The sequence below is a fragment of the Kitasatospora sp. NPDC056531 genome, assembly GCF_042794375.1.
Lineage (GTDB): Bacteria > Actinomycetota > Actinomycetes > Streptomycetales > Streptomycetaceae > Kitasatospora.
The window spans coordinates 15693-26877 of the sequence record NZ_JBHTTU010000090.1 but is presented as its reverse complement, the minus strand read 5'-3'; the positions used below and the strand labels follow the sequence as shown (position 1 = coordinate 26877).

General features: G+C 72.4%; 11 protein-coding genes and 1 pseudogene. 4 read left to right on the top strand and 8 right to left on the bottom strand.

Annotated elements, in window-relative coordinates:
- Window positions 1-116: 116 nt before the first annotated feature.
- The 4 genes from ACFQ87_RS37695 (at window position 117) to ACFQ87_RS37680 (ending at window position 3387) form a co-directional block, all read left to right on the top strand.
- The gene (locus ACFQ87_RS37695; protein ID WP_380615456.1) at window positions 117-263 is read left to right on the top strand and encodes a hypothetical protein; all 147 of its coding nucleotides are present in this window, start codon (window positions 117-119) and stop codon (window positions 261-263) included.
- A 7-nt stretch (window positions 264-270) separates the two neighbouring features.
- Window positions 271-588, top strand: a complete 318-nt coding sequence (locus tag ACFQ87_RS37690; protein WP_380615455.1) for a hypothetical protein — start codon at window positions 271-273, stop codon at window positions 586-588.
- A 214-nt stretch (window positions 589-802) separates the two neighbouring features.
- On the top strand, window positions 803-1741 hold the full coding sequence (locus ACFQ87_RS37685) for a hypothetical protein (protein WP_380615454.1): 939 nt from the start codon (window positions 803-805) through the stop codon (window positions 1739-1741).
- Between the two features lie 56 nt (window positions 1742-1797).
- Window positions 1798-3387, top strand: coding sequence for a hypothetical protein (locus tag ACFQ87_RS37680; protein WP_380615453.1), 1590 nt, complete (start codon window positions 1798-1800; stop codon window positions 3385-3387).
- 126 nt (window positions 3388-3513) lie between these two features.
- Here ACFQ87_RS37680 and ACFQ87_RS37675 read toward each other — a convergent pair whose 3' ends face one another.
- The 8 genes and pseudogenes from ACFQ87_RS37675 to ACFQ87_RS37640 all read right to left on the bottom strand — a co-directional run bounded on the left by ACFQ87_RS37675 (window position 3514) and on the right by ACFQ87_RS37640 (window position 10867).
- The gene (locus ACFQ87_RS37675) at window positions 3514-3801 is read right to left on the bottom strand and encodes a hypothetical protein (RefSeq protein ID WP_380615452.1); all 288 of its coding nucleotides are present in this window, start codon (window positions 3799-3801) and stop codon (window positions 3514-3516) included.
- A 106-nt stretch (window positions 3802-3907) separates the two neighbouring features.
- Window positions 3908-4269: pseudogene (locus tag ACFQ87_RS37670) on the bottom strand (short-chain dehydrogenase); the annotation flags it as partial.
- Between the two features lie 143 nt (window positions 4270-4412).
- The gene (locus ACFQ87_RS37665; RefSeq protein ID WP_380615451.1) at window positions 4413-4778 is read right to left on the bottom strand and encodes a hypothetical protein; all 366 of its coding nucleotides are present in this window, start codon (window positions 4776-4778) and stop codon (window positions 4413-4415) included.
- Window positions 4779-5394: 616 nt separating this feature from the next.
- Window positions 5395-5760, bottom strand: coding sequence for a hypothetical protein (locus ACFQ87_RS37660; protein ID WP_380615450.1), 366 nt, complete (start codon window positions 5758-5760; stop codon window positions 5395-5397).
- A gap of 321 nt (window positions 5761-6081) precedes the next feature.
- Entirely contained in the window at window positions 6082-6735 is a 654-nt protein-coding gene (def, locus tag ACFQ87_RS37655) for a peptide deformylase (protein ID WP_380615449.1), read from the bottom strand.
- A gap of 27 nt (window positions 6736-6762) precedes the next feature.
- Window positions 6763-7749 carry a tetratricopeptide repeat protein gene (locus tag ACFQ87_RS37650; protein ID WP_380615448.1) on the bottom strand — a complete coding sequence of 329 codons (987 nt, stop codon included), beginning with the start codon at window positions 7747-7749 and terminating at the stop codon, window positions 6763-6765.
- Between the two features lie 278 nt (window positions 7750-8027).
- The gene (locus tag ACFQ87_RS37645) at window positions 8028-9317 is read right to left on the bottom strand and encodes an HD-GYP domain-containing protein (protein ID WP_380615447.1); all 1290 of its coding nucleotides are present in this window, start codon (window positions 9315-9317) and stop codon (window positions 8028-8030) included.
- A 116-nt stretch (window positions 9318-9433) separates the two neighbouring features.
- The gene (locus ACFQ87_RS37640; protein ID WP_380615446.1) at window positions 9434-10867 is read right to left on the bottom strand and encodes an HD-GYP domain-containing protein; all 1434 of its coding nucleotides are present in this window, start codon (window positions 10865-10867) and stop codon (window positions 9434-9436) included.
- Window positions 10868-11185 lie beyond the last annotated feature (318 nt).

Sequence of the window (11185 nt, the reverse complement as noted above, 5' to 3'; positions counted from 1 at the left end):
AGCTGTTCATCGCCGCCAGGGAGAGACCCCGGGCGGCAACCGGACGAAGCGCCAACCGCGGGGCGCCCTACCGGTACAGGACAGCCACACCCATCTGCAGCCGAAGGACTCCCACCGTGCTCCGCACCCGTATCGCCCAGGCCGCCGCGGTCGCCCCCGTCGCCCTCACCGCAATCGCCCTCGTGCCCTCCGCCGCCATGGCGGCCACGGTCGGCGCCCCCGCCCCGGCGGTGTCCCAGGAGAGCCTCAGCTGGGGCGGATGAGCCGGTCATGGAGATCATCTACGCCAGCCTGACCGCCCGGCAGTCCGAGGACGGCGTCCAGTCGAACCGCGAAGCCGAGATCGTGGACGCCCTGTGGGCCCACTCCGCGCCCGGCGACGGGCTCCAGCACGTCAACGCACGTCCCGAATCCGGACGGGTCGACCTCCTGCTCTACCTGCTGACCCTGGACTCCCCCGACGCACCCAGCGCCCTCCAGCGCGCCCACGCCCTGATCGCCCGGAGCCACCAGGCCTCGCCCTGGCTCAACCGGCGCTACCTGTCGCCGGAACCGCTCACGGCACACGAGGGCGTCACCACCGGCTGAGCACCACGCCCGCCCGGCCCGGCACCGTTCGACCCGGCATCGTCCGGCTGGCGCCCGGGCCTACACCACGAACCCCGGGGCCTCGCTCAATTCACCGCCTTCCTGCCGCGGCACCGACCCTCGCACACGTCCTGAGCGAGTCATCCGCACCGCCCTTCACAGCCACCGCCCTGACGCCCAACCGCCTGTCCGCGCCCGACCCAGGAGAACCCCTGTGGCCACCAAGACCTCGACTCTCGTCCGCGCCGCCGTCGCGCTGTGCGCCGTCGCCGCCGGCGGATTCGCCTGGGCCGGCCTCGACACCGGCGCCCAGGCCTCGGCGGCGGCGCCCGCCGGCACACCGGCCCCGGTGCCGTCCGCGGCATCCCCGTCCGCCCCGGCAACACCGTCCACCCCGGCCACGACGCCGGCCACGACGCCGACCGACGCACCGTCCGGACCGTCCGGACCCGCCGAACCGGCGCCGCAGACACCCGCCGACCGGCCGACAGTCACCGGTGCCGCCGCAGCGCGGCCGGCCTCTCCCGCACCGGGTACGGCCGCCGCCCCCCAGCAGACCGGCCGGGTGCCGGTGGCCGCGCCCGCGCCCCTGCCGCCCGCGCAACTGCCCGACAACGCCGCTGCCGCCTGGAAGCCGATCGCGCAGCCCCACACCCAGCCCGCCACCCACGATGTGCGCCTCAACGAGTGCGCAGCCGTCAAGGGCGCAGCGACCTGGCAGCAGCAGGGCTACGTCAGCAGTTTCAAGACCCCGGCCATCCAGGACACGTTCACCTTCACCGACGCCGCGACGGCCCAGCAGGCGTACACGGACGCCCTGAACGCCATGAACGCGTGCCAGCAGCAGTCCCGCGCCCTGCAGAGCGCGGCGAAGCTGTCGCAGGACGCCCAGGTCGCCGCGACGGCGACAACCGCCGAGGGCAGCGCCTTCTCGCGGCAGTGGTCCGCCGTCGCCGGGATGTCCGCGCCCGGCCCGCAGACCGGCCACATCTACCTGGTCCGCCACCGGAACGATCTGACGGTCCTGCAGTTCGCCGTCCCCGCCGGCACCCCCGGGGCCGGCGCGCTGACGGCGGCCGACGACCAGGCCACCCTGACCAACCTGGCCGCCCAGCTGGGCACCGCGCCCGCGGCAGCCGAGCAGCGCCCCTGAGCGGCGCGCTCACCACTCGACTTCACCACCATCCGACACCGAGAAGGAACCCCTCCATGTCCCGCGTCTCCCGCACTGCCGCCCGCTCGCTCGCCACCCTCGTCGCCGCCGGCGTCGGCGTCACCCTGTTCACGGCGGCCGCCCCGGCGCAGGCCGCCTCGACCGCGGGCGGCACCATCACCCGCAGCGAGGTGCTGGCCCGCGCCCAGAGCTGGGTCGACGAGGGCGTCCCCTACAACCAGGGGGCGTACAAGAGCGACGCCAACGGCACCTACCGCGAGGACTGCTCCGGCTACGTCTCCATGGCCTGGCACCTGACCGACAGCCTGGTCACCCAGACCCTGCCGAACGTCTCGACCAAGATCAGCTTCTCCCAGCTGAAGTCGGGCGACGCGCTCGACTACACCGCCGAGCACACCTTCCTGTTCGCCAACTGGACCAACCAGTCGAACGGTGACTTCACCTACTACGCCGAGAGCAACAGCCACAACCCGACCCACGGCCCGACCTCGGCGAACATCAACAGCTCCAGCCTCGAAGGCTGGCCCACCAGCTACTACACCGCCCTGCGCTACAACAACATCGTCGACGACCCCGCGCCGGCCCCGGCGCCCGCCGCCTCCGCGCCGGCCGGGTGGAGCGTGTACAACCCGGACACCGCCACCGCCGAGGCGTTCTCGGTCGGAACCAACGGTGCGATGTACCACGCCTACAGCACCAACGGGGGCGCCTGGAGCTCCTGGTCGTCGCTGGGCGGGAACTTCGTGTCCAAGCCGGCGGTCGTCTACAACCCCGACACGAAGACCGAGGAGGTCTTCGCGATCGGCACCGACGGGAAGATGTACCACTCGTACAGCACCAGCGCCGCCCCGTGGAGCGCGTGGACCGCCATCGGCACCTACACGTTCGGCGGCGACCCCGCCGCCGTCTACAACACCGCCACCAAGTCGATCGAGCTCTTCGGCATCGGCTCCGACGGCCGCATGAACCACGCCTACTACACCAGCGGCACCGCGTGGAGCGACTGGACGACCCTCAACAGCTCCTACACCTTCTCCGGCTCTCCCTCCGTCGTCTTCGAGCCCGCCACCAACACCGCCGAGGTCTTCGCGATCGGCACCGACGGCATCATGAACCACGCCTACAGCACCAACGGCAGCCCCTGGTCCGCCTGGACCACCCTCGACAACGGATTCCGCTTCACCGGCAGCCCGTCCGCCGTGTACAACACGGGCAACAACACCGCCGAGGTCTTCGCGATCGGCACGGACGGCGTCATGTCCCACGCCTACAGCACCAACGCCGCCCCCTGGTCCGCCTGGGACACCCTCGACACCGTCTACCACTTCAAGGGCACCCCCAACGTCGTCTACAACGCCGGCGCCAAGTCCGTCGAGGTCTTCGGCATCGGCACCGACGGCGTCCTGAACCACAAGTACTACAACAACGGCACCTGGTCCGCCTGGAACAGCATGGGCACCTGGCAGTTCACCGGCACCCCCTCCGCCGTCTTCGAGCCCAACACCAACACCGCCGAGGTGTTCGCCCTCGGCGCCAACGGCGTCGTCTCCCACGCCTACAGCACCAACGGCACCCCCTGGAGCAGCTGGTCCACCATCGGCTCCGACGCCTTCAAGACCAACTGACAAGCGCTGTCACGAGGTACGCGGCCGAGCACACAGCCGGCCGCGTACCTCGCGTTCGCGGCCGGGCCGAGTGCGGTTCCGTGACCGCCCTCAGCCGTGGTCCTCCTCGGATCCCATGGACACTCCTCATGCGGCCACCTCCGGGTCACCGCTCCGGTTCACCCGGACCGGCAAGCCCTCCCGACGGGCGAGTTCACGGAGGTCCGCACCCACCTCGGACGGCGCCCGGGCGATCAGTTCGACGTCCCGAAGCCGCACCGGCGGTCCGGACATCGCGTCGAGACGCGGCCCCGGCCCGTAGATCGCGGTCACGCCCGTGTCGCCGTACCGCTGCCAGGACGAACAGTCCCCCGAGCCTCGGGAGACGCCGGCGACCGCCCCGTCCAGAGCCGCCTTGACCTGGTCAGGGCTCATCCCGAACCGCAAAGGCCCGACCCCCACCAGCGGGTCGAGCACCCATCGCGTCCGTTCCTCCCCGGGCCTCCTGTTCCACCAACCCGCCGCCGCACCCCCACCGCCACACGATGATGCGGACCGGGCTGCCGGCCGTGCTGAGGCGCCGGTGGAGCTCGTACCCGAAGACGGCGTTGGCCAGCTTGGACCGGTTGTAGTAGCCCATCGGCGAGTACCTACGCTCGCCGGAGAGATCGTCGAAGAAGATCCGCCCCTGCCGGTGGTTGGCCGAGCTGACCGTGACCACCCGGGGTCCGCGCCCCCCGCCAGCAGGTCGAACAGCAACCCGGTCGCGAAGTGGCCGAGGTGGTTGGCGGCGAACTGGAGCTCGTGCCCCTGCGCGCTGAGCGTCCGTGGCGGCGCCAGCACACCGGCGTTGTTGACGAGGACGTCCGGGCGGACGCCGTCCGCGCGCAGCCGCTCGGCGAAGACGCTGCGGAAATCCAGGGAACAAAAAGCGGACAGGCCCGGCATGCACCGTGCATGCCGGACCTGTCCCCACTGTCGAGCAGGACGAACCTGCGGCCTCCAAGCCGTGAGCTCAGCGAACCACCGAGCCGCCCGCTCGGACGTCAGGAGGTGCGCTGGAGCGTAACCGTGTCGACCCCGTTGACGGACGGACAGAAGGTGAAGGTGGCGACATAGGACTTCTCGATGGTCCAGCCCGCCGGAATCGGGGTGTTGGCACAGGCGGTCACCTGGGTACCGATCGGGAAGCCGTCGACCAGCTCGACCGTCTTCACAGAGGGGCCGATCCAGTCCATCCAGCAGCTGTAGCCCCACCCGATTTCGACGTACCCGGGCGGCGTCGGGGTACCGAGGCACAGCTGCTGGGTGCTACCCGGCGCCGGGGTGGCGGCCTGGGCCGGATTGATGGACAGGGCGGCGGTGGCGGCGGCGAAGCCCAGGGCGATGCCGGCGCGGGTGACGCGCTTCATGGTTGCGAAACTCCCCTTCAATGCAACATTGATATGTACATGGATTTTTATAGCGCGCGACAGAGCCGGCCCGACAGCGCCTTTTCCGTCACCGCGCAACACGTCATGTCCGAAAAAAATCGCTTGCAGAATCAGCGGACAAGGCTTCGCGGGGGAATGTCGGCTTTCGAACGCATAACCTCACACGATTACGCCTACGATCAACCGGAATTACTGCCGGTCGCGGCTCAGCCCGACAGGACCCCATCGGGCGACCAGGGACGCCCCCACCCCCTGTCGTCCTCGGCCCCGCGACCGACGCGCTCGTCGTCGGCCGGCTGCACTCGTCACGGCCGAGGACCACACCCCCAGGGTGTCCCGGAGTGGTCCGGCGACTCGTCGAGGCGGGCGAGGAGTGCGTGCGCCGACAATAGGATTTGCACGCCCACTCACAGATACGCTTCCAATTCGACGGCATCCGGAGTGAACGCCAGGAGGGCGGAAATCCGGGGGAGAAACAGAAAACAGACAGGCCCGGCATGCCGTGCATGCCGGGCCTGTCCGCACTGTCGAGCAGGACGAACCTGCGACCTCCAAGCCGCGAGCTCAGCGAACCACCGAGCCGCCCGCCCGGACGTCAGGAGGTGCGCTGGAGCGTAACCGTGTCGACCCCGTTAACCTTTACGCAGGAGGTGTAGGTGGGGCGGACATAGGAATTCTCGATGGTCCAGCCCGCCGGAATCGGGGTGTCGGCACAGGCGGTCACCTGGGTGCCGACCGGGAAGCCGTCGACCAGCTCGACCATCTTTGAGGGGGCGATCCAGTTCCAGCATCCCGGGAAAGTCCACCCGATGTCGACGTACCCGGCCGGCGTCGGGGTACCGACGCACAGCAACTGGGTGCTACCCGGGGCCGGGGTGGCGGCCTGGGCCGGGGCAATGGACAGGGCGGCGGTGGCGGCGGCGAAGCCCAGGGCGATGCCGGCGCGGGTGACACGCTTCACGGTTGCGAAACTCCCCTTCAATGCAACATTGATATGTACATGGATTTTTATAGCGCGCGACAGAGTCGGCCCGACAGTGCCTTTTCGGGCACCACGCGACACGTCATGTCCGAAATAAATCGCTTGCAGAACCAACGAGCAGGGCTTTGCGGGGGAATGTCAGATTCCGCCCACAACCTCACATCATTACGCCCACGATCAACCGAAAGTACTGCCGGTTCACGCCTCGCAGTTCCTCCCCGACTGACCCCCTTGCCGCGGACCACGGCACGAAGGCCGGTGCGGATCGCTCCGCACCGGCCTCCGACTGACCATCAGGCCTTACTCGTTCGGCACCGTCGCGTACTTCGCGGTGCCCTCGGCCATCTGCTTCAGGGCGTCCTTGCGGTCCCGCTTCGACAGCTTGTCGATGTAGAGGGTGCCGTACAGGTGGTCGGTCTCGTGCTGGAGGCAGCGGGCGAAGAAGCCGGTGCCCTCGACCCGGATCGGCGTGCCGTCCTTGTCGACGCCGGTCACGGCCGCGTAGTCCGGGCGCGGCAGCTCGGCGTACGCGGTCGGAACGGACAGGCAGCCCTCGTTGCCGTCGTCGAGCACCCGGCGGCGGTCGGCCGGGTACTCCTCCAGCTGCGGGTTGATCACGTGGCCGATGTGGCGCACGCCCTCGTCGTCCGGGCAGTCGTAGACGAAGACCTTGAGGTCCACGCCGATCTGGTTGGCGGCCAGGCCCACGCCCTCGGCGGCGTACATCGACTGGAACATGTCGTCGATCAGCGCGGACAGTTCGCCGTCGAACGCGGTGACGTCCTTGACCTCGCGGTGCAGGACGGGGTTGCCGACCACGGTGATCGGGCGTGCGGTGCCCTTGCTGAGGTCGGGCTCCTCACCGATCACCTTCGCGGGGGCCTCGGGCGCCGCCCCCTCCACGTCGTGCTCGTGCTCGTGGTCGTGCTGCTCCGCCATGTCTTCCGCTTCCATAGGTCTACGCGTACCTCACCAGGGTACTCAGCACACTTCTTCGAGATCCCGGTAAGCCCGGGTTCCCGGGGCGGCCGCGACCCAGCGGTCCAGCAGGGTGCGGACCAGGTTCGCCGGGGCTGCGATCCCGCACTCGCGCTCGACCAGCCAGGACATCCCGGCCGCGCCGCCCTGGCTGAGGTGGCTGAGGTGGCCGGGGTGGGCGGCGTCGCCGTCGTCGTGCGGGTCGTGGTGGGCGACGATGCCGTCGTCGGAGGCCATCCGGCTCTCCGAACAGGCCCGGCACAGCAGCCGCACCGAGGAGGTCCAGTCCTCGGCGGCGTAGCCGGCCTCGGCGACCAGCCGCTCCAGGGCGTCCCGGTCGCCTGAAGTGGCGGCCTGCAGCAGCACCACGTAGGTCGGCACCGGGGAGGGTGCCCACAGCTCGATCTCGTCGAACACCGGGTAGGCGACGCCGTCGGTGACCCGCTCGCCGTGCGGGGCGCCGTCGTGCAGCACCACCTCGCCCCAGCGGCGGCCGGAGGAGGGCAGCGGGATGGACAGCACCTCGATCCGGGCCGGGTCCAGGCGCCGGCCCCACACCACCTCGGACTCGCCGTCCGGGGACAGCCGCACCGGGGTGGTGCCGAGGTCCAGGCTGACCGGGCCGTCCACGCCGGGGCCGCCGGGCAGCCTGAGCCCGTACGCCTGCCAGGCGCGGCGGGCCAGCGGCCAGTCCTGCAGGGCGGTGGCGGTGATGCCGAGGTTCCACCAGTCGGGGGCGCCGTGCTCGCGGTCCAGCAGGGCGACGGCGCGCAGGCCGGCCGAGCGGGCCTGCTCCCAGTCCCGGCGGAACTTGTGCAGCAGGGCGAGGTTGAACCAGGAGTCGGACAGCCAGGGCTCCAGGTCGGCGGCCATCACCAGCAGGGCGCCGGCGTCCTCGTAGCGGCCGTCGCCGATCAGCGTGAAGGCCCGATCGGTCGTCTGCCGCCAGGTGGCGGACGGCCGGTGCCGTGCCCGGTGGAAGATCCTCACGTTCGTCCCTGCCGTCGTCGTCCGCTCAAGTCCCGTGACCGACGGGCCCGTCCCGTCCTCGACGGGGTCCGGGTCCCGGTGCCCCGGGTCGGTGTTCCACGCTACGACCGCATCCAACCACGCCCGCCCCCGCCCGCGCTCCCCACCGCCGAGGTTGGGGCCCGCCCCTCCCCAGCCTGCCCGCCGGAGCGCGCCTCCTCAACCCCTGGACGCACGGGCCCGACCCGAGGCCGAGCGGGCCTCGATCCACGAACGGGACGGTTGCGGACGGGACGGGCTCAGCCGCGCACCTGCCCGCCGACCCTAGCCAGGGCGTCCACCACCCGGGCGTCGTAGACCCGGCCGCGGCCCAGCCGCAGCACCTCCAGCGCCTCCAGCCGCCCCACCGCCTCGCCGACGCCCCGGCCGCGGGCCGCGGTCAGCAGGTCGTCGTGCGCGTTGGCGACCCGGATGATCCGGGCTGCGAGCGGCACCGGGCGCTCGCCGCCGACCGGCCCGGAGCAGGGATCGGCCAGCCGGGCGACCTGCTCGGCGACCCGCCTGGGCACCCCGGTGCGGCGGATCACCTCGCTGCCGAGGCGGGCGATCCGCTGCTGCTCGTCGCAGGGCAGCAGCGCGGTGGCGCCGTCCGGTACCGGCTCGACCAGGGACAGCTGGCCGACGTCGTGCATCAGCGCCGCGTACTCCAGCAGGGCGAGCTCGCGGGTGCCCAGCCCCAGCTCGCGGCCGAGCGCGCACGCCGTGTCCGCGACCCTGCGCGCGTGCCCGTGCGGGGTGTAGCCGGCCACCTCGGTGGCCCGGGCCAGGCTCGCGATGGTCTGCCCGGTGGTGGCCCGAACGGCGGCGGCCCGCCGGAAGGACACCTGGGCGAGCAGCAGCGGGGTGCAGAACAGCGGCAGCGCCCACAGCCCCACCTCGCCGGCCGCGAGGCTGACCAGCATCCCGGTGGCGACGATCGCCGAGCCGATCCCGAACAGCGAGCGCAGCTCGTCCTCCAGCGCCGCCGGGAACCGCAGCCCGCTCTCGGGGCCTGTCGTATCGCAGCGCAGCAGCGCCGCCAGGGTGGCGTCGCAGAGCGCGGCCAGCGCGGCGACGGCGGTCAGGAACGCCCCGTAGGTCGGGCCCTCGGGCGAGAAGCGGTCGACCAGGCCGCCGTTGTACAGCGGCTGGAAGACGGTGGCGGCGAAGCCGACCGCGAGCAGTCGGCGGGCGGCGCCGTCCCGGCGGGCCGGGTCGACCCAGGGCGGGCGCCGGTGCGGGCGCTCGGGGCGGTGCGGCAGGGCGAGGCCGGGCAGCCAGGCCAGCAGCAGACCGGCCCCGGTCACCGCGACCACCTGGAGGGTGCCGTGCGCGGTCGGCACCCCGCGCAGCGGTCCGAGCAGGGCGTACGCCAGCGCACCGGCCGCACCGATGGGCGCCTGCTCGCGGTCGCCCGGAAGGGTGATCCGGACGCACTCGCCGAGCGCGATCAGCGCGGTGAACGCCAGCGCGACCCCCGGCTCCGCGACCCCGCGCAGCGCGACCGCGCCGAGCGCGAGCGCCAGCAGCACGGCGGCGGCCGTGTGCACCGCGCGGGCGGTGCGCCCGCGGGCCGCACGGCCGGACCCCGTTCGACCGGACCCCGTACCGCCGGACGTCGCACGACCGAGCCCCTTACGACCGCAGCCGGCCCGGCCGGGGCCCGTCACGGCTGCCCGGCCGCGTGGACGGTCCCGCCCTGGGCGGGCACCCGGCCGGGCGCGGCCCGCACCGGCTCGGGCACCCCGAGCGGGATGTCCGGGACGGCCCGTACGCAGTCCTCGGAGCACACCACCGGCTGCCAGTCGTGCGCGGCCAGCGCGTCGATCAGGGCGCGCACCATCACCGGGTCGAACTGGCTGCCCGAGCAGCGCTCCAGCTCGGCCACCGCCTCGGCGACCGGGCGCCCGCGCCGGTAGGAGCGGGTGGAGGTCATCGAGTCGAAGGCGTCGGCGACCGAGATGATCCGGGCGAACTCGGGGATCTGCTCGCCGGCCAGCCCGCTGGGGTAGCCGCGCCCGTCCATCCGCTCGTGGTGGTGCAGGATCCCGGCGTGCGCCTCGCCGAGGAAGTCGATCCCGCGCACCAGCTCGTACCCGTACACCGGGTGGACCTCCACGGCCCGGCGTTCGTCCTCGCTGAGGGGACCGTTTCTGCGCAGCAGCTCGGTGGCCACCCCCAGCTTGCCGACGTCGTGCAGGATCCCGGCGAAGCGCAGGGTGCGCAGCCGCTCGGCCTCCATGCCGAGCTGAGTGGCGATCAGCACCGAGGCCCGGCCGACCCGTTCGCTGTGCCCGCGGGTGTACGCGTCCTTGATCTCCACGGCCTGCACCAGCGACTGCACGGTGGCCTGGTGGGCGTCCCGCTCGCGCTGGCCCTGGGCGAACACCCAGGCGGAGATGGACAGCGGCAGCAGCGCCAGCAGCGCGGCGAACGCCCCGTACGGGCCCTGCCAGAGCACCGACACCATCAGTCCGCCGGCCGCGTGCACCAGCACCGGCAGCCCGCACACCGAGCAGGCGCCGCGCAGCACCACCCCGGGCCCGCGGCCCTCGCTGAGCATCACCATCACCCCCACCACCGCCCCGTTGACCAGGCAGAACGTGGCGACGGCGACGAAGCCGGGCACGAGCGCGGCCGGGAAGCGGGAGCCGAGCAGCAGCTGCGGGCCGCGCAGCAGGTGGAAGGCGGCGGAGGAGGCGAAGGCGCACAGCGCGAGCTGCGAGCCGTTGAACAGCTGGCGCCGGCGGCAGCCGGGCCCGGTCGGGCCGCCGAGCAGCGCGGCGGGGGCGGCGACCAGGGCGGCGGCGGCCGGCGGGAGCATCAGCACCCCGGCGAACAGCACCGGGAAGAAGGCGTTCACCCCGGGCCGGGCGGGGGCGCGCTCGGTGCGCGCGGGGCGGCGCAGCAACCGGCGCACCAGGAGCGAGCAGGGGGTGGGCAGGCCCTGGGCGAGCGACTCCCAGCAGCCGTGCAGGAAGGCCAGCAGTCCGACCTTGGGCCAGTCCACCGGGTGGCCGAGCCAGCGCGGCACCCCGGCGGTCACGGCCTGCGGCAGCAGCGGCAGCAGACAGCACAGCGCCGCCACCGGGACGGCCACCAGGTAGCGCGCCGCCCCCTGCGGCAGGGTCGCGCCTCCACTGTCGGTAGCGATCTCGACCTCCCCGCCGTCCGGGCCCGTGTTGCCTCAGCGCGCCGGGGGTACCGACGGTGAGCGTCCGTCAGGAGGATAGGCCGCCGTCCGGGCACGGGGACGCATGATCGCGCGATAGCGCAGTTGGCGCACCGCCAACTCACTCGAACGGGTGACGGCGCATGCGAGCAGAACGGGAGCGGGGGGGGGGGAGGAGAGGAGCGAGGGGGGAGGAAGCGGCGGCCCGAACCGCCGAAAGACCCACTCGCGGAAGCGGCAAGGCAG